This is a genomic window from Campylobacter sp. BCW_4323, from assembly GCF_001763115.1.
Lineage (GTDB): Bacteria > Campylobacterota > Campylobacteria > Campylobacterales > Campylobacteraceae > Campylobacter_D > Campylobacter_D jejuni.
In genome coordinates, this window is the sequence record NZ_MJYC01000087.1 from 107641 (window position 1) to 129903 (window position 22263).

Here is a 22263-nt window from a genome sequence, read left to right on the forward strand (position 1 = left end):
TTTCGTTATAAATTTTAGTTTAAAATTAAAATTAAGTTTAAAATAAAGGAAAACTATGACAAATATTCTTATGATAGAAGACGATTTAGAATTAGCGGAAATTACAGCTGAATATTTGGAAAAATTTGATATGAAAGTTGATATAGCTCATGAGCCTTATATAGGTCTTTCTAAGCTCGCATTAAAAGAGTATCAGCTTATCATTTTAGACCTTTCTTTGCCAGGGCTTGATGGGCTTGAAGTATGTGAAGAAATTCGTAAAAAGTATGATACGCCTATTATTATTTCAAGTGCAAGACATGATATTACAGATAAGGTTAATGCTTTAGAGCTTGGAGCAGATGATTACCTACCAAAACCTTATAATCCAAAAGAATTACAAGCACGTATTAAAAGTCATTTAAGACGTATTTCAAATACAAAAAGCGCCATAGCAAAAAGTGTAAAAGATCTTGTTTATGATCAATATAAGCATATTATTACCATGAAAGGACAAGAGCTTACTTTAACTAATGCTGAATTTGATATTTTAAGCTATTTGATTAAAAAAGAGGGTGGAGTGGTAAGTCGCGAAGAACTTGTTTATAATTGTTCTTCTATTAGTGAGGATTCTAGCAATAAAAGTATAGATGTTATTATCAGTAGAATTCGTCAAAAGATGGGAGATGATCCAAAAACTCCAAAATATATTCACTCTATACGTGGAATAGGTTATAAGCTTACTCAATGAATAAATCTTCGATTTTTTATACTATAACTTTTATTTTTATTTTTGCTGGGGTTAGTGTTATACTTGGCTTTTTGTGGCTTATAGAATACGATCAGCAAAATTATACTAGAGAATTAAATACAAAATATTCTTTAATAGCTAATGCAAGGCTCTTAAATTTTGCAGGAGTTATCAGTGAAAAAGAATTTGAAGAGCAGACAAAAAATTATAATAAAATGGATGAGATAACAGAAGCAAAGCAGATCCGTAAAATTCTTTTTAGGGGCGATGTTTTAGCTAGAGTTGAGGTTAATAATGGCTTAATCGAGATTATTTCTTATAATAGACAGGTATATTTAAATATTATTTATGATGGAAAGGTTTATCTTTATAAGGATCAAGATTATCAAACCTATAGGTATTTTATTATCAAAGCTATAGCTGTAGCTGTGATTTGTATTCTTGTATTACTTTATATTTATATATTTAAAAAATTAAAACCACTCAAAAGACTTAAAAAACAAATTGATAAATTTGCCCAAGGAAAGCTTAGCGATATAGAAGATGTAAGCACTGGAGTGGATGAAATTTCACAAGTAAGTGAAGCTTTTTATCAAGCCATTGTTCAAATTCGAAAGCTAAATCAATCTCGTCAGTTTTTTTTAAGAAATATTATGCATGAACTCAAAACTCCTATTACTAAAGGGCTCTTAACGTTAGAAATGATAGAAGATAATAAATATAAAGAGCGCTTAAATGGGGTTTTTACTAGACTTGAAATTTTAATTAATGAATTTGCTGCTATTGAGCAAATTACTTCAGGGGCTGCTTTTATAAATAGAAAAAAATACAATATTTTAGATGTTTTAGATGAAGCCAAAGAAATTGCAATGCGAGATGATAGCAATATACGTATTTTTATGGAAGAAAGTTTTTTTGTAAATGTGGATTTTAAACTTTTTACTACAGCGATTAAAAATATGATAGATAATGGTATTAAACATTCTGAAGATGGATTTGTGCAAATTGATATTATAGACGATTATATTTGTTTTAAAAATCGTGGTCCTGAGCTTAACAATACTTTAGAATATTATACTCAAGCTTTTACTCAAGGATCAAAACAAAAATCAAGTTTTGGATTAGGGCTTTATATTGTAAATACTATTTTAGAAACACATGGAATGAAGCTTGATTATTTATATGAAGATGGGGTAAATTTGTTTTATTTTAGAAATTTAAAAAGTGTTATTGTTAAGGAGTAAATTAATTTTTTGCATAAAAAATGCATTTTTGTGTAAAAACCCTTGACAAAGTTTTTTAATTTCACTATAATTACATTTTACTTTTTAAATATTCCGGATTAGCTCAGCGGTAGAGTAGTCGGCTGTTAACCGATTGGTCGTAGGTTCGAATCCTACATCCGGAGCCACTTTTTAACTCCATTTTTAATATTCATAAATGTATTTTAACATAAAAAATTAATAAGTCTTTATCACAAAAATTGTGATAAAGTTTTTATTTTGTTTGTTTAAGATTTTTGACAATTTTATCTATTTTTTTACTTGCCTTTTGATAATCCCCATCTTTAAGTTCTTCTAAAGCTTCAATAGCAAAATCAAAATCACCAAGTTCGTTATCATTAGAATCTTTTTGAAGATTTTTGACAATTTTATCTATTTTTTTACTTGCCTTTTGATAATCCCCATCTTTAAGTTCTTCTAGGGCATTAACAGCAAAAGAAAAATCTTCAACTTCATTAAGATAAGCTTCTATAGCTTCTTTTACTATAGCTGATTTTGGCTTAGAAAGATTTTTACTTAAATTATCCAAACGCTCTTTAAGCTCTAAAGGCATTCCAAAAGAATAAGTTTTTACATTGTGTTTCATTTTATCCTCCTTAAGAATGTTTTTTGTAAAATTTTATAATTTGCTTACAAGTTTTGCAGGTAAATTTGTGACCTTGTAATTCTATTTTTTGATGAATGTTATAAGGAACATCGTGAATTTTACCAGGACAATTACAGGTATAAAGATAAAATTGTGGATGCTCATTATCTTTATCTTCTGCTGCTTCAAAGCTAATATCACTGCCATCATCTGTAGACAAAGAAGAACTTCTCCATTTTTCAACTTTCATGTCTTCATATAGTATGTGTTCTAAAAGCCACTTTTTAGCCACTATATAAAGTTTTTCTTTAAGATCATTGGTTGATTTGATATCTTTGATTAAATTAATCATGGTTTGGATGATTTCTTTATGTATTTTTCGATGTTCTTCTAAATTTGGATAGCCTATTAGCTGCATGTATTTTTCTTCATCATTAAAGTGATCTTTCATATAATTAAAAAATTCAGCCAAAAGTTCTTTGACTTCATTTTTGCTTACAGATCTATCTGATACAACTTCAACTTTTGCAGCAAGTTCAAAAAGCTTTTTATGTTGCTCGTCAATTTTAGCATTGTGCACACTATAGCTATTATCCCATTTTGGAAGCATTTTAACTCCTTAAGGAAAAATTTATTTATATAAAAGGATTATAGGTAAAAATAAATTAAATAAAAATGAAATTTTATTAAATAATTGATAAGAATTTTGATACAATGATATATATTTTAAGAGATTTGAAGTTAGAAAGATTTAAATTATGGCTGCTAAAATTTTACTTTTAGAAGATGATTTGAGTTTGAGTGAGATCATTGAAGAGTTTTTAAATGATGAAGGATATGAAGTATTTTTATGCGATAATGCGCAAGAAGCTTTAGATATAGCTTATGAAAGATATTTTGATCTTTGGATTTTAGATGTAAAAGTTCCTTTAGGAGATGGATTTTCATTGCTTAAAGAATTAAGAAAAAGCGGAAAGCAAACTCCAGCAATTTTCATGACTTCTTTAAACACAACAATCGATTTAAAACAAGGCTTTGATGCAGGTTGTGATGATTATATAAAAAAACCTTTTGAGCTTGCTGAGCTATCTATTAGGGTTAAAGCTTTGCTTAAAAGAGCTTTTTCACATAAAAATGAAGATTTTGAAGATTTAGGGAATGGATTTAGATTTGAATTTACTACACAAATTCTTTACTATAATAATAAAGCCTTGACTTTACCGAGTAAAGAAATTAAGCTTTTGTCTTTATTGCTTAAAAATAAAAACAACTTTTTAAGCACAGAGAGAATTTTTGAAGAACTCTGGGATTATGATGAGGAGCCTAGTGAGCTAAGTTTAAGGGCTTATGTGAAAAATTTACGTAAAATTTTAGGAAAAGAAAAAATTATAAATCAAAGAGGCAGGGGATATTGCTATGGCTAAAAAAGTCATTAGGCAAATTTTATTAATCTACCTAACAACTACAGGTATTTTTTTGACTATTTTTTTTGCATTATGGTATCAAAAATTATATGAAGAATTGGTTGTTTTAAAGGGTGCTACTTTGAGAGAAAATCATAGAAATATTGTTATAAGCATCTTAAATTCTCGTTTTACCCCTATAGATATAAGTGCAAAAAATATTGCTCAAAGCACAGCATTAAAATTTGCTATATTTGATGCTAAAAAGATTGTTTTTAGTAATATAGATTTTGATTTAAGAAAGGCAAAGATAGAGCTTAAAGGTAGAGGTATTTGTGATAATAAGGTTTTTTTTCTTGCTCCTATGAGTGCAGATCATTATTTTTTAAGACATGCTAGCAATGAAGAAGTAAATACTAACGATGGTTTGCAAATTTTAATACAGGGTGAAGATGTTGGTAAAGATCTTTTTTGGATTAGAACGAAAGTTTTTGGTTTTGCTATTATGGCTTTTTGCATATTGGGCTTAATATCTTATATTCTAGTAAAAATTGCTCTAAAGCCTTTAGAGGATAAAATCAGCACACTAAATCGTTTTATTAAAGATTCAACTCATGAACTCAATACTCCATTAAGTGTTATTTTGATGAGTATAGAACAACTTGAGCATCAAAATTTAGGAGATAATGCTAAATTTACAAGGATTAAGCTTGCTGCAAAAAGTTTGTCTCAAGTGTATTCTGATCTTGTTTTTTGTAATTTCCCTAATACCTTAGAAACAGAAAAACAAAAATTTGATTTAAGAATGCTACTTGAAGAAAGATTGGAATATTTTAAAGTATTTTTTGAGCAAAAAAAAATTACACTAAAGCTTGATTTAAATCAAGCAAATATTTTTGCTCCTAAAAGTCAAATTTCTAAATTGATTGATAATCTTATAAGCAATGCTATTAAATACAATAAAAAAGGTGGAGTAATTTCTATAATTTTAAAAGCCAATTTTTTAAGTATTGCGGATACAGGTTGTGGAATTTCAAAGTCAAATTTAAATCATATTTTTGATAGATATACAAGATTTAATACCGATCAAGGAGGATTTGGTATAGGGCTTTCTTTGGTAAAAAAAGTTTGTGATGATAATGATATTAAGATTATTTGCGAATCTGTAGAAAATCAAGGGAGTGTTTTTAAATTAAATTGGTAATCAGCAAGAAAAATTCTTGCTGATAAGAGAGGTTAGAGCAGATATTACATCATTCCACCCATGCCACCCATTCCTCCCATGCCGCTCATATCTGGCATAGCAGGTTTATCTTCTTTAATTTCACTAATTGTTGCTTCTGTGGTTAAAAGCATACTAGCTACAGAAACTGCATTGAGTAAAGCTACTCTTTCTACTTTAACAGGATCGATAATTCCACTTTTAAGCATATTAACATATTCACCTTTTGCAGCATCAAATCCTGTGTTTTCATCTTTAGCATTTTCTACGCTATTTACAACTACACCTGCATCAAATCCTGCATTTTCGGCAATTTGTCTTAAAGGTGCTCTTAAAGCTCTTTCAACGATAGCTGCACCGATTGCTTCATCACCTTGTAGATCAAGTTTGATTTTAGCTTTTGCTTTGATAAGCGCTGCGCCACCACCAATTACTATACCTTCTTCAACTGCTGCTTTAGTAGCACTTAAAGCATCATCAACACGATCTTTTTTCTCTTTCATTTCAGTTTCAGTTGCTGCACCTACTTTAATAACTGCAACACCACCGCTTAATTTTGCAAGTCTTTCTTGTAGTTTTTCTCTGTCATAATCTGAAGTTGTTTCAGCAATTTGTGCTTTGATTTGATTTACTCTTGCATCGATATTTGCTTTTTCACCTGCGCCATTTACTATGGTTGTATTGTCTTTATCGATGATTACGCTAGAAGCTTGTCCAAGATCTTGTATGGTCGCACTTTCAAGAGTTCTTCCAAGTTCTTCAGAAATCACTTCTCCGCCTGTTAAAATCGCTATATCTTCAAGCATAGCTTTTCTTCTATCGCCAAAACCTGGAGCTTTTACGGCTGAAATATTAAGAACACCGCGAAGTTTATTTACAACCAAAGTTGCAAGCGCTTCACCTTCAATATCTTCAGCGATAATTAAAAGTGGCTTGCCTGTTTTTTGAATTTGTTCTAAAACCGGTAATAAATCTTTTAAATTTGCAATTTTTTTATCAAAAAGCAGGATATAAGGGCTTGAAAGCTCTACGGTCATTTTTTCTGCATTAGTGATAAAATAAGGGCTTAAATAACCTCTGTCAAATTGCATACCTTCAACTACATTTAATTCATCATTGATTGATTTTGCCTCTTCAACAGTGATAACACCATCTTTGCCCACTTTTTCCATAGCATCAGCGATTAAATTTCCGATTTTTTCATCAGAGTTGGCTGAGATTGTAGCAACTTGTGCAATTTCTTTTTTATCTTTTACTTCGCGAGAAAGTTTTTTAAGTTCCCCTACTATAGCTTCGCAAGCCTTATCCATACCGCGTTTTACTTCAATAGGATTTGCACCTGCTGTGATATTTCTTAAACCTTCTTTGAAAATTGCATGAGCTAAAACCGTTGCAGTAGTTGTTCCATCCCCTGCTTGATCAGCTGTTTTGCTTGCTACTTCTCTTACAAGTGAAGCACCCATATTTTCAAGACTGTCTTTAAGTTCTACTTCTTTAGCAACACTTACGCCATCTTTAGTAATGCTTGGAGCACCAAAGCTTTTTTGGATTAAAACATTGCGTCCTCTTGGCCCCATAGTTACTTTTACCGCGTCATTAAGTTTTTTAACGCCCTCATAAAGTTTATTTCTTGCTTCATCTGAAAAAATAATTTCTTTTGCCATTTTTTATCCTTTTTATAAATTATTTTAAAATTCCTAAGATATCATCTAAATTTAAAACTAAATATTCATTATTATCAAGTTTAATTTCTGTTCCACCGTATTTAGCAAACACGATTTTATCACCATTTGCAATGTCAGTGATTTCTTTACTTACTGCCACTACTTCACCCATTAAAGGCTTTTCTTTAGCATTATCTGGTATAATTATGCCTGAGGCTGTTGTTTTGGTTTCTTCAACGCGTTTAACTAGAACACGCTTTCCTAAAGGTTGAAAATTCATTTTTGTCCATCCTTAAAAATATTGATTTTAGCACTCTTTTATTTAGAGTGATAAAATCATACTATAAAAAATGAATTTTGTCAATACTTTAAATTAAAATATTTATAAAAGTTTAGTTTTATAGACTAAAGTTATTTTATAAAATAAACTAAAGGATAAAAATGAAAAAGATTTTTTATGGAGTTATAGCTTTTGTTGTTGTGCTTTTAATTGCTATTTATACCATACTTTTCACAAGTTTTGGTAATAATATAGTGGTAAATATAGCGCAAAAAAAGATCAAAGAAAGTGCGGGATTAGACGTAAATATCACGCATTTTAATTTGCGTTTTTCAAGTCTTGAACTGCAAGCAAATATCGCAAATATGGCAGATTTCAATCTCAAGGGAGCTTTGAGTCCTTTTAAGCTTGGATTTGATTTTGACTATCTTATTTCTTTAAATCAAAATTATGCTAAAAATTTAGGTTTAAATTTAAATCAAAACCTTTCTTTTGGCGGTAAGATTCAAGGTAAAGCAAGTGATTTTACTTTAGATGGAAAAGGTTATTTATTAGGTTCAAATGTACTTTTAAATGCAAGAATGTATAATTACAATCCTATTGCTTTAAATTTAGATGCGCAAAATCTTAAGGTAGAAGAAATACTTCATCTTTTATCTTACCCTAGTTACGCTAAAGGTTTTTTAAATGCTCAAGCAAAAATTTCAGCACAGAATTTAAAACCTGATGGAAATATTATCATAAAACTTGATACAAGTTATATAAACTATGAGGCGATAAAAAAAGATTTTTCTTTAGACTTGCCTTTAAATTCTAATCCTAAAGCAGAAATTTTGGCCAATGTTAAAGAAGATAAGATTTATGCTGTAAGTAAAATTTACAATGATTATCTTAACTTACAAACCCAAAAAACTCTTTATGATATTAGCAAGAATGCTTTAAGTACTGATTTTAATTTAAGTATTCCTTCTCTTGCAAAGCTTGAAAAACTTACAAAAACTAGACTAAATGGTAGTTTGGGTGTGATAGGTCAAACAAGTGTTGTAAATAATGCCTTATCAAGTTTAAATGCTCAAGTTATCGGACTTGGTGGAGAGGTAAAGGCAAGTTTGAAAAATAATAAAATTTTTGCAGATATTAATGAAGCAAGTTTGGAAAAATTATTAGCTCTTGCAGGATATGGAGCTTTGGTTTCTGGAAATTTAAATGCTAAACTTCTAAATGCGGATTTAGATTTTTCTAATTTCGATCTTGAAGCAAAAATAAACAATGCAAAGATTAACACCAATGAGCTTAAAAAAATAGCCAAAATAGAACTTCCAAATACAATTTTTAGTCTTGATACTAAAGCAAATGCAAAAAATAGCAATATTTCTTACAATGCTTTACTTGCTTCAAATTTGCTTAATATTAAAAAACTTCAAGGAACTTATAATTTAAAAAATAGTGAGTTAAATACAGATTTAAATGCTTTTATTGATGACTTGTCTCAGTTTAGTGCTATAGCAGGACAAAAATTACAAGGTAAGGCAGATCTTACTGCAAAAGCTCATATTATAGGCACTCAAATACAAAATTTAAATGCAAATGCAAATTTGGCAGATGGTGTAATCAAGGTTGATTCAAATGGTAAAAAACTTGATTTAAACATTGATAAACTTGATTTATCTAAACTTTTTGTTATAGCAGGTATGCCAAATTATGCCAGTGGGATTGTTAATGCAAAAGTTAATTTAGATAATATCGATTTTAACAACCTTAATGGTAAAGCAAATTTAGAAGCTAAAGGTATATTAAATGCTGCAACTTTAAGTAACATTTTAAATAAAAATTTTCCAAACAATACAAGTTATGATTTAAATACCAAAATTAATTTTAAAAACAATATCGCTCAATTTGATTCTGTTTTAAATTCATCTTTAGCTGATCTTACAAAACTACAAGGAAGTTTTGATATAAGTAAAATGCTTTTAAATTCGGATTTTAATCTAAAGATAAATGATTTTTCAAAACTAGGCTTTTTGTTGGATAGAAAACTTAAAGGTAGGGCAGAATTTAATGGAAAGGTAGGTTTTGATAAGAATTTAAATTTTGTTGTAAATAGCCCAAATTTATTTGAAGGGAAGCTTCAAAGCACACTTAAAGATAACCTTTTGCTTGCTGATTTAAATGGAGTGGATTTAAGTAGTCTAGCTCAAGGTTTGGACTTTATGGATGTTTATCAAGGCAAGGCAGATGTGAAGGCAAATTACAATCTTTTAAGCGAAGAAGGCGAGGTTAATTTGGATATGAAAGAGGGTAAATTAAAACCAAATCTTATTACCAATGCTTTAAAAATTTTAACGCTAAAAGATATTACAAATGATGTTTATCGCACTGCTAATGCTAAAGCTTTGATTAAAAAAGAAAATATCAAGTTTGATCTTAATATGCAAGCAGATCGTTCTTATATTTTAGTACAATCAGGAGCTTTAAATTCTAAAAGTGGAGCTTTAAATTTGCCTTTTGATATTAAACTCGATAGGGTCAATTTTAAAGGAAGTATTACAGGAACTACGGAAAATCCTAAAGTAAATTTAAATGCAGGAAGTGTGTTAAATTCTATTAAAAATGTAGTAGGTGGCGGTGTGAGTGATGGTGCTAAAAGTACAGGCGATAAAGTAGATAAAGCGGTGAATAAATTATTAAATAAGATTTTTTAAGGTAAAAAATGTTTAATGGACTCATAAGAGAAATTGCTAAAGTTCAATCTTATCAAAACAATACTTTAAGCTTAAAAGCAAAATATCGCCCAAATCTTGGCGATAGTATAGCCATAAATGGAGCTTGTTTGAGTGTGACAAAACTTTATGAAGGGAGTTTTGAAGTGGAACTTTCTCGTGAAAGTCGCACTCACATAGCTATAGAAAATTTAAAAGATAAAGTTCATATAGAACCTGCTTTAAGGTATGGTGATAGAATCGATGGACATCTTATGCAAGGACATATTGATTTTATCGGCACGCTTGAAAAGATTCAAAAAGATGAAAATGGAGTGGATTTTCATATATCTTTACCTAAAGAAGCTATGAAATTTATGGCAGAAAAAGGAAGTATAGCTGTTGATGGAGTAAGTCTTACTATTAATGAAATTTTAAAAAATGGTATTAGGCTTACTATTATTCCTATTACCTTTAAAGAAACGCTTTTTAAAGACTATCAAGTAGGTAGAAAAATAAATATAGAAAGCGATTTGCTTGCTCGTTATATTTATGCACAATTACAAGGTAAAAACAAAGGATTATCATGGGAAGAAGTGGAAAGAATTTCTTATCTTTATTAGAAAATGATAAAATCGGTATTTTTTGTGCTTTTGATAAGGATTATAATGTTTTTAGAGCTAGGGTTTATAATGAGAATTTATTTTCTCATTTAGGTTTTAAAGATATTGAAAAATGTGTTTTTATGGATCAAATTCACTCTCATAAAGTTATTATTTATGATGAAAATTTAAAAAATCTCAGTTGTGATGGGCTTATAAGCAAGGAAAAAAATACTGCTCTTTGTGTTTTAAGTGCGGATTGTTTGCCTTTAATTTTATATCATGAAAGTGGCATTATAGCAGCTTTACATTCAGGTAGAAAAGGAAGCTTTGAAAATATCCTAAAAGAATGCGTTGATCAAATTGCTATGCAAAATTCACATTTAGATAAAAATAAATTTCATCTTTTTATCCTGCCTGGAATTTGTGCTAAAAATTATGAAATAGATGGAGAAATTTTAGAATTTGCTAAAAAAGAATTTAAAGAATTTGTTCAAGATGATAAACTTGATTTAAAAGCTTTAGTAAAATTTCAAGCGCAAAATTTAGGCATTGAAAATATTAAAGATTGTGGAATTTGTAGCTTTGATGATGAGAGTTTTTTTTCTTATCGTCGAGATAAAACGACTAAGCGTTTTGTGAGTGTGGTTTATTTAAAGGATTAAAATGTACGAAAGAAAAGATTTAAGAGTGTTAAAAATCATTCAAAAAGCTAGAGAATTTGGCGATGGGGATTTGTTAAATGAAGCTTTGGTGAAACAATTGATTGATGCAGATTTTTGTGAAATTAATGAAAAAGAAAAAGAAGAGCTTGCAACTCTTCTAAATTCTTTAATCAATGCAAAAGATAAAGCGTTGTTGAGTAATTAAAATTCTATATAGTTTTCAAAATCTTCTTCTTTTGGAGGATTAGGTTGATTCGAGGCTAGGGCTTCTTTAACAACCTGCTCGTATCCAGCTATGATATGTTTAAAATTCTCTTTCGCTTTTCCACTAAGTTCTGATTTGGCGATTTTTACAACAGATGCAGGATTTATAGCTTTATTGTTTAAATATACTCCAAAATGCAAATGAGGACCTGTGCTCATACCTGTTGAACCAACATATGCAATTACTTGTCCTTGATTTACCTTTTGTCCGTTTTTAATTTTTGCAAAACGACTAAGATGAGCATATAAAGTCATATAACCTGAGTCATGCTTGATTTGAATTACATTTCCATAACCACCTTTTGTGCCTATAAAGGTTACTACTCCTTTGCCAGCACTTTTCACGGGGGTTCCGGTAGGTGCAGCATAGTCTATACCAAGATGGGCGCGATAGCGTTTTAATATAGGATGATATCTTGCTGTTGTAAAAGGAGAAGAAATTCTAGTGTAATTCACAGGTTTTGTAAGCAAAAAAGATTCCAATTCTTTGCCATCACGATCATAAAATATATCATTATAAGAAAAGACTTCTCTTGCGCTTTTATTGATTTCTACCATTGCCATTTTTATATTTATATCACCCCAAAGTTTACCCATGCGTCTTTTTTGTTCATAATATAGGGTTACTTCATCACCTTTTTGGATATTGCGAAAATTTATACTTCCTCGAAAAGCACGAACCATAGCACGAGCTAAAGTGCTGCTACCACTTTCTTCATAGACATCTTGATAGGCAGAGCTTTTAATGGTTAAATGTAAAATTCTATCTTCTTTTTGATAAGATACAGGAGTAAAAGCAAGAATGTATTGCCCATCTTTATTTTTATAGATATGAATTTGTAAATCATCGCTAATTGGAATTAAAACTTGTTCTATGTTGTTGTTTTCATCTTTTAAAACTTGATATTTTATTTTATAGGCTATATCAGAAGCAAGTTCTTGGTCTTCTCTATCAAGTCCATAATAAAGCGACATAGGTATGGAATTTCTTTGTAAGAATTTAAGCAAGGTATCTCCATTATCCCAAGTTAGCTCTTCAACACTTAAAGCTGCAAAACTTTGAATAACAAAAATAAATAAAAGTAATAATTTTTTCATGAGATAACCTTAATTGCTAAAAGAATTTTGAAATTTGAAAGCTATATTTTACTTTATTTTTCTTACAATTGCTTAACAAAAAAGGATTATAATTCTATAAATTTTTATTTAAGGAGTAAATTTGTTTAAAACTATAGTGTGTTTTTTAGCTTTAAACCTTAGCCTCTTTGCGGTTGGATTTGATTTAAAACCTATAAAAAGTGAACTTGTAAAAGTTGATGATATTTATGGTTATATTAAAGATAGTGATGATATAAAGCTTTATTCAAGTGGTGTGGTAATACAGCGCTTTAAAAATTCGCGAAGTATCATCGCTAGAGCAAGTGTTATAGATAAAAAAAATGGTTTGGCAAAATTAGAATTTAGTGTTTTTTCAGCTCTTAAGCAAGATGCTTTGCCTTTACCAAATGTTTTACCTAAAGTAGGTGATGAGGTTGTTTTAAATTTTCTTTATGATAGAGGATTGGTAATTGCTCCTGATGAACAAACTTATAATGAACTTGTTAGAGAATTTCCGCAGATATATTTTACCCATATTGACATTTTTGGAGCACAATTAATTAGAACGGCCACTCTTTCTCCTAAGCGTTCAGATTTTAGGCAATTTTGTGATGATAATGCGGTTGGCATTTTGGTTGTGGCTTTGGAAAACCAAGCAGAAGTTGTGGATTGTCAAGATTTTAATAAGCTTTATGAAGTGCCTATAAGCAAGCCAGCTAGCGTTCAGGTTCCTTTTTATTCTCGTATAGGTGGATATAAAAGTAATTTTTTTGATTTTAACTCTCAAGAAATAGGAAATTATTATAGGTATTATGATGCTTTGATTAATCTTCCTAAGGTGCAATAAACATGAAAAAAGAATTTGAACAATATTTTAAACGATTTTTAGGAGAAGAAAACGCTTACTTTGATGAAATTCACAAAAGAGCTTATAGCTATGATGCGACAAAAAAACATTATTTACCCGATGGGGTTCTTTTTCCAAGAAATGAAGAAGATATTGCTCAAATTTTAAAATTTTGCAATGAAAATAATATCATAGTCATACCACGAGGCTCAGGATCTGGTTTTACAGGAGGAGCTTTAGCTGTTAATGGCGGTGTGGTGCTTGCTTTTGAAAAGCATATGAATAAAATTTTGGAAATTGATCTTGAAAATTTAGTGGCTGTTGTGCAACCTGGGGTTATTAATATACATTTACAAAAAGAAGTGGCTAAATACGGACTTTTTTACCCGCCTGACCCTGCTAGCATGGAGTATTCTAGCTTAGGGGGTAATGTAAGCGAAAATGCTGGGGGAATGAGAGCTGCAAAATATGGTATTACAAAAGATTATGTGATGGCTTTAAGGGCTGTTTTGCCTAGCGGAGAAATCATTCGTGCAGGAAAACGCACTATTAAAGATGTGGCAGGTTATAATTTGGCAGGAATTTTAATCGCTAGTGAAGGTTCTTTGGCAGTTTTAAGTGAGCTTACTTTAAAATTAATACCTTTACCTAAATTCAAAAAAACTGCTTTTGCTATTTTTCCAAGTGTAAAAAGTGCTATGAATGCGGTTTACAAAAGTCTTGCTAGCGGTGTAAGTCCTGTATCTATGGAATTTTTAGACAATCTTAGCATTAGAGCGGTTGAGAGTAAATTTAATAAAGGTTTGCCTATAGAAGCTGGCGCTATTTTGATTGCTGATGTGGATGGTAATGTTAAAGAGGCTATTGATGAGGATTTAAGAAATTTAGAACATTATTTTTTAGAAGCTGGAGCTAGTGAATTTAAAATAGCAAAAGACGAACAAGAAGCCGCAGATATTTGGTTTGCTAGAAGAAATTGTTCTCAAAGCATTGCCATGTATGGAACTTTAAAACTTAATGAAGATATTACAGTTCCGCGTTCTAAACTACCTGCCTTGCTTGAAGGTATAGATGAGATTTCTAAAAGATATGATTTTAAAATTCCTTGTTTTGGGCATACAGGGGATGGAAATGTGCATACCAATGTGATGGTTCCTGATAAAAATGATCAAGAGCAAGTGAAAAAAGGCTATGAAGCTGTGGAAGAGATTTTTAAATTAACAGTGAAACTTGGAGGAACTTTAAGCGGAGAGCATGGTATCGGACTCTCTAAAGCACCTTTTATGAATTTAGCTTTTTCTGAAGCCGAAATGAATTTAATGAGAAATATTAAAAAAGCTTTTGATCCAAATAATATACTAAATCCTTTTAAAATGGGACTTTAGAAGGTGAAAAATTTTTTTACTATTTTGCTAAATTTGCGTGATAAGGAAATTTTAAATTATGCAGCAGCGCTTAGTTTTTATACTGTATTATCTTTAATACCTATTTTATTTGTATGTTTTTCTGTTTTTACGCAAATTTCTAGTTTTAAAGCTTATTATGAAAAAGCAAAGCAAGTAATTTTTGCTTTTTTAATACCAACGCAACAAGATGTTGTTGCTACTTACATCGATACTTTTTTAAAAAATAGTGTAAATTTGGGTATTGTAGGTCTTATTGCTATGGCATTTACTTCTTTAGCTTTTTTTTCAGGCTATGATTTTGTAATCAATCGTATTACTAAAAATGAACCTAAAGGACTTTGGCAAAGCATTAGTTCTTATTGGACTCTTTTAACTCTTGTTCCTTTGGGGCTTGGGCTTAGTTTTTATATTTCAGGTTTTATCCAACAAGCTTTAGATGATTATAAAATAGGGTTTAATTTTTTTGAAATTTTACCCTTTGTAATTATTTGGGGTTTATTTTTTATATCTTATTCAAGTTCTGTTCATAAGGGAACTCTTAAAAGTTTAGCTTTAGTATCTTTTGGAGCGGGTGCTATTTGGTATATAGGAAAAAATTTATTTGTATATTATGTGGTATATAATAAAACATACGCTAGTGTTTATGGATCTTTTTCTACTATTTTATTCTTTTTTATTTGGATTTATATTTCTTGGATTATTTATCTTTTTGGGCTTAAACTCTATTATTTTCTAAATCACAATCATAATGAAGGGAATAAAATTCGCAAAAATACAAAGAAAAGCTAGATATTTAAATCGCACAGAGATTAAAGAAGCAATAAGATAACTTATAAAAATCCAAAACGGGATATGGATATTAGTTCCATAAATTTTAAATTTAAAAAATTCATCCAAGATAAAATTGAGCAAATCTCCATAGTTTATAAGATGCAAAAATAATACTAAAGGATAAAATATTACAAAAATTCCACTCAAAATAATACCTAAAATTTGTTGGTAGCTTATAAGTGGAAAAAAATAAAGCACAGGTAAAACCATAGCAAAAAAAGTCCAAATATTAAGCAAAATAATATTTATAAGATTATTAAATTTATTTGCAAAATGATGCATATATAAAAAAATATAAAAAACACCTAAAATAGAAAATAAAAATCCAATGCTAAATAAAAGTCTAGGGTAAAGAGAAATGCATAATAAAATACTACAAAAAAGTGTAAAGAAATTAATAATTTTTATATTTTTACACAATAGATAAAAAACCCAAAAAGCCATAATCAAGGAGCGTACAAAAGAAGGGACAAATCCTATTAAACAAGCATAAGCTAAAAGTAGTGTAAAAATTAAAATACTTAAATCTAAACGTAAATTTCTATAAGGAAAATATCTTTTTTGGAAAAAACTATAAATTGGAGCTAAAATAAAGAAAATTAAACTAAAAAGCAAGCCTATGTGATAACCGCTAATTGCTATAAGGTGTGCTATGCCGTAGTAATTTACATCGTTTCTAAGCTCTAAAGATATGGGCAGTGCAAAAAATAAAGCACCATAAAATTCTTTAATTTTTTCATTTGTATGTTGATTTAAGAAGTAAGATATAATGGGATTGTATTCTTTTTCTTTTAATTTTTCAAAATCGTAAGAAGGTGCATAAAAACTTTTGCTCAGATAGTCTTTAAAGTTAATATTATGGGTGATAATTCTAAGGCTTAAAAGTTGATTCTTGCTTAAATTTAAATCCTTAAAACTTGTAGTATAAAAAGTGAAGTTTTCAGTTTGTAGCTTTAAAACCCAGTATTTTTTATTTTTTTTATTATATTTTGTATATTGGTGCGTTAATAGAGCGTTATTTATAAAGTAATGTTTTTGGTTTTTAAAGTTTAAAAAATTATTATATTCTAAAAGGATATTAAAAATAAAAATAATAACAACAGATAAAAATAAATAATGAAATTCTTTAAAAGAGTAAAAAAAAGAATTCCATAGAGACATTATTTTTTGGAAAATTTACTTAAATAAAGCCAAATTATTCCAGCTAAAAATAATAAAAATAAAGGAGCAGCATAAGGATATAAACTCAGTTTATCAAAAATTGCTTCAATAACATACCCAAAAGTATAAGCAGCAAAACCTAGAACAATAGCCCATGCCAAACTAGCTAGAGTATTGATAATAAAAAATTTAATAAAATTATATTTTGCCATACCTGCAGCTATGGGAATGAAAGTTTTTAAACCATAAATAAATTTTTGAGTTACAAATAAAATAATTCCGTGTTGTTTTGTTTTCATCATAGCAAGGGCTAGCTTGCGTCGGTGTTTTTTAAAATAAGGCATAATATCTTTTTTATAATATTTTCCAAGTATAAAAAGCAAAGTTGAACCTATGGTATTAGCAATAAAAGCAAGAGTAATGCAAAAACTAAGATCCATTTTTCCTTGAGAACTTAAAACTCCTGCAGCTAAAATTCCAACCATTCCACCCCCTAAAGAGTAAAAGAATAAAACAATATAACCATATTTTATTAAAGTATCAATCATATCTTGCATAATAAACCTTATTTAGCGTATTCTACAGCTCTAAGTTCACGAATAACATTGACTTTAATTTCGCCAGGATATTGCATTTTTTCTTGAATTTCAGCTGCTATTTCCTTAGCCAAAAGTACACTTTCATCATCATTAACAAGCTGAGCATTGGCTATGACGCGAATTTCTCTTCCGGCATTGATTGCATAGGCATTTTTAATCCCTTCTTTACTTTTAGCAATATCTTCTAGCTCACTGACTCTTTTTAAGAAAGCTTCTAACACTTCTCTTCTAGCTCCAGGTCGTGCAGCACTTAAAGTGTCTGCTGCACAAACAGCTGCTGATTCTATGCTTGTAGCTTCTTCGTGTCCATGGTGTGCGTAAATAGCATTGATTACTACAGGATGCTCTTTATAGCGTTTGCAAAGTTCTGCGCCTAAATCCACATGAGATCCTTCAAAATCATGGGTTAATGCTTTTCCTATATCATGTAAAATTCCCGCACGACGTGCTAAGTTTTCATCCCCACCGCACTCAGCAGCAATGATTCCTGCAAGGTGAGCTACTTCCAAAGAATGTGCTAAAGCGTTTTGTCCATAGCTTGCGCGGTATTTGAGTTTTCCTATGAGTTTTACAATTTCAGGGTGTATTTTATTTAAACCTAGATCTATAACTATGGTTTCGCCTTCTTCTAGAATAGCACTATCAAATTCTTTGCATACTTTTTCGTGAATTTCTTCTATGCGCGCGGGTTGAATTCTGCCATCTTCAACTAAAAGCTCTATAACTTTTGTAGCAATAGCACGGCGATAAAGATTAAAACAACTTACTATAATAGCACCTGGTGTATCATCGATGATAATATCAACACCTAAAACCATTTCTAAGGTTTTAACATTGCGTCCTTCTTTACCAATGATACGTCCTTTAAGTTCATCGTTTTTAATGTTAATAACATTGATAAGTCTTTCAGCTGCAAATTCACCTGCAAAACGAGAAGTAGCTTGAGCAATGATGAAATTAGCTTTTCTTTTAGCTTCATTTTTTGCTTCTTCTTCATATTTTCTTACTATATGTGCAATTTGCTCGCGAGAATTTTCTTCTACTTTTTTAAGAATGATTTCTTTGGCTTCATTTTGTGTAAGTCCTGTAGAATGTTCTAAAATTTTTAAAACATCGTCAAGTTTTTCTTGATATTTATTTTTTAATTTATCAACATCAGATTGTAAGTCTTGAATGTGTTTTTGTGACTTGCAAAGGTATTCTTTATCTTCTTTTAGTTTTTCTTCTTCTTGTTGAAGTTTTTGTTCTTTTTTAGAAAGATCATCAAATTTTTGATTAAAATCTTTTTGAATTTTGTGAGTTTTTTCTTCGTATTTTTTTTTAACTTCTAATTCTGCATTAAGAATTGAATTTTTTGCATCTTTTAAAATAAGCTCTGCTTCGTATTCTATAGCTTTAGCTTTAGCTTTAGCTTGCTCTACGAAAATTTCATATTTGGCATCATTGATTTTTTTTGCAACTAAATATCCTATACCGAGTCCGACTATAGCGGCTATAAATGCGATCAGTGATTCTATCATTTTTTCTTTCTTTCTTGTAATATTTTTTATAAGGGTTTATGTATAATTTTCCTGAAATATCATGCTTTTGTGTTAGATTATTTTGACTTAAAGCATCTATACTTTGGACAAATATTACATGAGGTTTGTAATTTAAATTTTCAAAAAATCTATCATAAAAACCTTGCCCATGTCCTATTCTTTTTAAATTTTTATCGACGCCAATTACAGGCACAATAGCTAAATCAATTTTTGCTTTAAAAAAAGAATCTATAGGCTCTAAAACCCCAAACCTTTTTTTAATAAAAGGCAATCTTAATTTTACAATTTTTAAACTTTTATCTTGCATAAATGGAACAAAAAGTTTGTAATTTTTATTAAGAATATGGCGAAATTTTATTAAGTTTGGTTCATAATGCAAAGGAATAAAAATTAAAATATTTTTAGCTTTAAATAGTTTTATTATTTTAAGACATTCTTTAAATATTTTATAATCTTGTTTGAAATTTAGTTTTGAATGTTTGAAAAGGCGTATTTTTTGCAATGCCCTGAAATCTGTTTTTTCCATTAATATGCCTTTAAAAAAATATTATCTTATGTATGTTATAATTTTAGCATTTTTATAAAGAAGAATAAAGGATTGATAAATAATGAAGATTAAAAAAATACTTTTACTAGTGGCAATATCTTGTTTGTTTGTTGCTTGTAGCAATGATAAAGAAAAGCAGCAAAATGATGTAAATTTAAGCACCGAGACAAGTATAAATCAAAGTGATGATATGAATTTTAAACTTAATTTGATTGATGGAGGATCAATTTCAGTTAAAAAAGAAAATGCCGTTTTAAATTTTAACGATGAAGATAAGGCAACTTTGTTTGTATTTTTTACCACTTGGTGTACCCCTTGCATTGCTGAAATCCCTCATCTTAATAAATTACAAGAAAAGTATAACAATGATTTTAATATAGTTGGAGTTTTATTAGAGGATAAGTCTAATGAGGAGATTCAAAAATTTATAGAACAACATAAAATATCTTATAAAGTCTCTAATGGTGAAAATAACTATCTTTTAGCTAAAGTTTTAGGTGGGGTAAATGGAATTCCTACCATGTTTCTTTACAACAAGCATTCTAAATTGATTAATCAGTATTTAGGGCTTATTCCTGAAGAAATGCTAGAAATCGATATACAAAAGGCTATACTTTAATGTTTAATTTTTTTAAAAAAGGACTTGCAAAAACTCTTGAAAATATTATTGGAGTTAAAGGAGAGAATAAAAAGATAACCAAAGATTTGCTTGAAGAAATTTTGCTTGAAGCAGATGTAAGTTATGAAATAGTTGAAGAGATAATTTATTATTTACCGCCTCAAAATGAAGTAAAAAAAGAAGATTTAAAGCGTGTTATGGGTTCTTATTTTCTTTATGAAAAAAAAGAAACCAATCAAGAAAAACCTTTTGTAGAGCTTATTTTAGGAGTAAATGGAGCGGGAAAAACAACAAGTATTGCCAAACTTGCTTATTTATATAAAAACCAAAATCAAAAAGTGATTTTAGGAGCGTGTGATACTTTTAGAGCAGGTGCGATTGAGCAATTAAAACTTTGGGCGCAAAAAGTGGATGTAGATATAGTTTTAACTGCGCAAGGGCATGATCCTTCAGCGGTTGCTTTTGATACCATTTCTAAAGCAAAAGCAAAGGATTTTGATAGGGTTATTATCGATACAGCAGGGCGTTTGCAAAATCAAAAAAATTTAGCTCATGAGCTTGAAAAAATTGTAAGAATTTCAAACAAAGCTTTAGAAGGTGCACCACATAGAAAAATTTTAGTTTTAGATGGAACACAGGGAAATGCTGGAATTTTACAAGCTAAAGCTTTTAATGAGCTTGTAAAACTTGATGGCGTGATTATCACAAAGCTTGATGGGACTGCTAAAGGGGGTGCGCTTTTTAGCATAGCAAGAGAGCTTGAACTTCCTATTTTTTACGTAGGCGTAGGTGAGCAAATGACGGATTTACAAGAATTTAATGCAAGTGCTTATTTAGATACTTTATTAGATCCTATTTTTGAATAATGGCAAAGAATAAAGCACTTTTTGAATGCCAAGCTTGTGGAAATCAACAAAGCAAATGGCTTGGAAAATGTCCTGATTGTGGAGCTTGGGATAGTTTTATAGAATTAAAAGCGGAGCAAATTAAAGTTTTAAAAGAGCTTACACAAGTTAGTATGAAAACAAGTGAAGCTGTTTGTATTGAAGATGTGGAGTTAGAACATTTTACAAGATACAGCACAGATGATAATGAGCTTGATTTGGTTTTAGGTGGAGGGCTTGTTGAAGGTTCTTTAGTGCTTATAGGTGGAAGTCCAGGCGTAGGAAAATCTACGCTTTTGTTAAAAATTGCTTCAAATTTAGCTAAACAGGGTAAAAAAGTGCTTTATGTCAGTGGCGAAGAAAGTAAAGCTCAGATTAAATTAAGAGCTGATCGTCTTGAGGCTAATACTCCAAATTTATTTTTACTTACTGAGCTTTGCCTTGAAAATATTTTAGAAGAATTGCACAAAAAAGATTATAACATTCTTATCATTGATTCTATACAAACTCTCTATTCAAATAAAATCACTTCAGCAGCAGGAAGCATCACTCAGGTGCGTGAGATTACTTTTGAACTTATGCGTGTTAGCAAGGCTTATAATATCAGTACTTTTATCATAGGGCACATTACTAAAGAAGGTGCTATAGCAGGACCTAGGGTTCTTGAACATATGGTAGATGTGGTGCTTTATTTTGAAGGAGATGCCACTAAAGAAATTAGACTTTTAAGAGGCTTTAAAAATCGTTTTGGTGGAACGAATGAAGTAGGTATTTTTGAGATGACTGCTAAAGGTTTGATCAGCGCAAAAGATTTGGCAAATCGTTTTTTTACTCGTGGGAAGGCTATTTCAGGAAGCGCTTTAGGGGTTGTGATGGAAGGATCTCGTGCTTTGGTTTTAGAAGTTCAAGCTTTAGTGTGTGAAAGTTCTTATCCAAAGCGTAGCGCTACGGGATATGAAAAAAATCGCTTAGATATGCTTTTGGCTTTGCTTGAAAGAAAGCTTGAAATTCCTTTAGGACATTATGATGTATTTGTAAATATTAGCGGCGGAGTAAAAGTAAGTGAAACTGCTGCGGATTTGGCCGTGGTTGCAGCTATTATTTCAAGTTTTAAAAATCGCCCTTTGAGCAAAGATAGTATTTTTATAGGGGAGCTTAGTTTAAATGGAGAAATTAGAGAGGTTTTTAGCCTTGATACGCGTTTAAAAGAAGCTAAAATGCAAAAATTTAAAAATGCCATTGTTCCTTCTAAGCCTTTGGAAGATATAGGGCTTAAGTGTTTTGTTGCTAAAGAACTTTCGCAAGTTTTAGAATGGATGTAAATTTTCATTA

General features: G+C 29.9%; 22 protein-coding genes, 1 tRNA gene and 1 pseudogene. 15 read left to right on the top strand and 9 right to left on the bottom strand.

Annotated features, from left to right (window positions below; all coding sequences use genetic code 11):
• Positions 1–55: 55 nt before the first annotated feature.
• The 3 genes from AJN60_RS08980 (at position 56) to AJN60_RS08990 (ending at position 2141) form a co-directional block, all read left to right on the top strand.
• Entirely contained in the window at positions 56–730 is a 675-nt protein-coding gene (locus AJN60_RS08980) for a response regulator transcription factor (RefSeq protein WP_002777451.1), read from the top strand.
• The gene (locus AJN60_RS08985; RefSeq protein ID WP_004305599.1) at positions 727–1974 is read left to right on the top strand and encodes an ArsS family sensor histidine kinase; all 1248 of its coding nucleotides are present in this window, start codon (positions 727–729) and stop codon (positions 1972–1974) included. The genes AJN60_RS08980 and AJN60_RS08985 overlap by 4 nt, the downstream gene beginning before the upstream one ends.
• A gap of 92 nt (positions 1975–2066) precedes the next feature.
• Positions 2067–2141 (top strand) — tRNA-Asn (locus AJN60_RS08990).
• A 218-nt stretch (positions 2142–2359) separates the two neighbouring features.
• Here AJN60_RS08990 and AJN60_RS10070 read toward each other — a convergent pair.
• Positions 2360–2599 (bottom strand): annotated as a pseudogene (locus AJN60_RS10070) (ribbon-helix-helix domain-containing protein); the annotation flags it as partial.
• Between the two features lie 10 nt (positions 2600–2609).
• A complete protein-coding gene (locus tag AJN60_RS09000) occupies positions 2610–3209 on the bottom strand; it encodes a bacteriohemerythrin (RefSeq protein ID WP_070286303.1) in 600 nt (199 codons plus the stop codon).
• Between the two features lie 148 nt (positions 3210–3357).
• On the opposite strand from AJN60_RS09000, the gene dccR reads away from it, so the two are divergent.
• Positions 3358–4023 carry a two-component system response regulator DccR gene (gene dccR, locus AJN60_RS09005; protein ID WP_070286304.1) on the top strand — a complete coding sequence of 222 codons (666 nt, stop codon included), beginning with the start codon at positions 3358–3360 and terminating at the stop codon, positions 4021–4023.
• Entirely contained in the window at positions 4016–5206 is a 1191-nt protein-coding gene (gene dccS / locus AJN60_RS09010) for a two-component system sensor histidine kinase DccS (protein ID WP_070286305.1), read from the top strand. Before dccR ends, dccS begins: the two co-directional genes overlap by 8 nt.
• 44 nt (positions 5207–5250) lie before the next feature.
• Here the strand turns inward: dccS and groL are convergent, their stop codons facing one another.
• Both groL and groES read right to left on the bottom strand, forming a co-directional pair.
• Positions 5251–6888, bottom strand: coding sequence for a chaperonin GroEL (groL, locus tag AJN60_RS09015; protein ID WP_070286306.1), 1638 nt, complete (start codon positions 6886–6888; stop codon positions 5251–5253).
• Positions 6889–6907: 19 nt separating this feature from the next.
• Positions 6908–7168, bottom strand: coding sequence for a co-chaperone GroES (groES, locus tag AJN60_RS09020; protein ID WP_002825273.1), 261 nt, complete (start codon positions 7166–7168; stop codon positions 6908–6910).
• A gap of 161 nt (positions 7169–7329) precedes the next feature.
• On the opposite strand from groES, the gene AJN60_RS09025 reads away from it, so the two are divergent.
• Genes AJN60_RS09025 through AJN60_RS09040 form a run of 4 tightly spaced genes read left to right on the top strand, consistent with a single transcriptional unit; the run spans position 7330 to position 11339 of the window.
• Entirely contained in the window at positions 7330–9870 is a 2541-nt protein-coding gene (locus tag AJN60_RS09025) for a hypothetical protein (protein WP_070286307.1), read from the top strand.
• Positions 9871–9878: 8 nt separating this feature from the next.
• Entirely contained in the window at positions 9879–10490 is a 612-nt protein-coding gene (locus AJN60_RS09030; protein WP_070286308.1) for a riboflavin synthase, read from the top strand.
• Entirely contained in the window at positions 10454–11134 is a 681-nt protein-coding gene (locus AJN60_RS09035; protein ID WP_070286309.1) for a polyphenol oxidase family protein, read from the top strand. The genes AJN60_RS09030 and AJN60_RS09035 overlap by 37 nt, the downstream gene beginning before the upstream one ends.
• Position 11135: 1 nt before the next feature.
• Positions 11136–11339: a hypothetical protein gene (locus AJN60_RS09040; RefSeq protein WP_002853612.1), complete on the top strand. Its 204-nt coding sequence runs from the start codon at positions 11136–11138 to the stop codon at positions 11337–11339.
• On the opposite strand, the gene AJN60_RS09045 is transcribed toward AJN60_RS09040, so the two are convergent.
• Complete coding sequence (locus AJN60_RS09045) at positions 11336–12496, bottom strand: peptidoglycan DD-metalloendopeptidase family protein (RefSeq protein ID WP_070286310.1); 1161 nt, start codon at positions 12494–12496, stop codon at positions 11336–11338. The genes AJN60_RS09040 and AJN60_RS09045 overlap by 4 nt on opposite strands.
• Positions 12497–12617: 121 nt before the next feature.
• Here AJN60_RS09045 and AJN60_RS09050 point away from each other — a divergent pair, with 121 nt between their 5' ends.
• From AJN60_RS09050 to AJN60_RS09060, 3 genes are read left to right on the top strand one after another with little or no spacing between them, the layout of a single operon-like run.
• Complete coding sequence (locus AJN60_RS09050; RefSeq protein WP_070286311.1) at positions 12618–13343, top strand: plasminogen-binding N-terminal domain-containing protein; 726 nt, start codon at positions 12618–12620, stop codon at positions 13341–13343.
• Between the two features lie 2 nt (positions 13344–13345).
• On the top strand, positions 13346–14728 hold the full coding sequence (locus AJN60_RS09055; protein WP_070286312.1) for an FAD-linked oxidase C-terminal domain-containing protein: 1383 nt from the start codon (positions 13346–13348) through the stop codon (positions 14726–14728).
• Positions 14729–14731: 3 nt separating this feature from the next.
• Complete coding sequence (locus AJN60_RS09060; protein WP_052857490.1) at positions 14732–15538, top strand: YihY/virulence factor BrkB family protein; 807 nt, start codon at positions 14732–14734, stop codon at positions 15536–15538.
• Here AJN60_RS09060 and AJN60_RS09065 read toward each other — a convergent pair.
• The 4 genes from AJN60_RS09065 to AJN60_RS09080 are packed head-to-tail and all read right to left on the bottom strand — an operon-like array spanning position 15482 to position 19407.
• The gene (locus AJN60_RS09065) at positions 15482–16741 is read right to left on the bottom strand and encodes a ComEC/Rec2 family competence protein (protein ID WP_002880582.1); all 1260 of its coding nucleotides are present in this window, start codon (positions 16739–16741) and stop codon (positions 15482–15484) included. The genes AJN60_RS09060 and AJN60_RS09065 overlap by 57 nt on opposite strands.
• Entirely contained in the window at positions 16741–17298 is a 558-nt protein-coding gene (locus tag AJN60_RS09070; protein ID WP_070286313.1) for a DedA family protein, read from the bottom strand. Before AJN60_RS09070 ends, AJN60_RS09065 begins: the two co-directional genes overlap by 1 nt.
• 8 nt (positions 17299–17306) lie before the next feature.
• The gene (rny, locus tag AJN60_RS09075) at positions 17307–18860 is read right to left on the bottom strand and encodes a ribonuclease Y (RefSeq protein ID WP_070286314.1); all 1554 of its coding nucleotides are present in this window, start codon (positions 18858–18860) and stop codon (positions 17307–17309) included.
• Positions 18781–19407: a 5-formyltetrahydrofolate cyclo-ligase gene (locus tag AJN60_RS09080; protein ID WP_002870831.1), complete on the bottom strand. Its 627-nt coding sequence runs from the start codon at positions 19405–19407 to the stop codon at positions 18781–18783. The genes rny and AJN60_RS09080 overlap by 80 nt, the downstream gene beginning before the upstream one ends.
• Positions 19408–19489: 82 nt before the next feature.
• On the opposite strand from AJN60_RS09080, the gene AJN60_RS09085 reads away from it, so the two are divergent.
• The 3 genes from AJN60_RS09085 to radA are packed head-to-tail and all read left to right on the top strand — an operon-like array spanning position 19490 to position 22253.
• A complete protein-coding gene (locus tag AJN60_RS09085; protein ID WP_070286315.1) occupies positions 19490–20047 on the top strand; it encodes a TlpA family protein disulfide reductase in 558 nt (185 codons plus the stop codon).
• On the top strand, positions 20047–20913 hold the full coding sequence (ftsY, locus tag AJN60_RS09090; RefSeq protein WP_070248827.1) for a signal recognition particle-docking protein FtsY: 867 nt from the start codon (positions 20047–20049) through the stop codon (positions 20911–20913). The genes AJN60_RS09085 and ftsY overlap by 1 nt, the downstream gene beginning before the upstream one ends.
• The gene (gene radA, locus AJN60_RS09095) at positions 20913–22253 is read left to right on the top strand and encodes a DNA repair protein RadA (RefSeq protein ID WP_070286316.1); all 1341 of its coding nucleotides are present in this window, start codon (positions 20913–20915) and stop codon (positions 22251–22253) included. Before ftsY ends, radA begins: the two co-directional genes overlap by 1 nt.
• Positions 22254–22263: the final 10 nt, after the last annotated feature.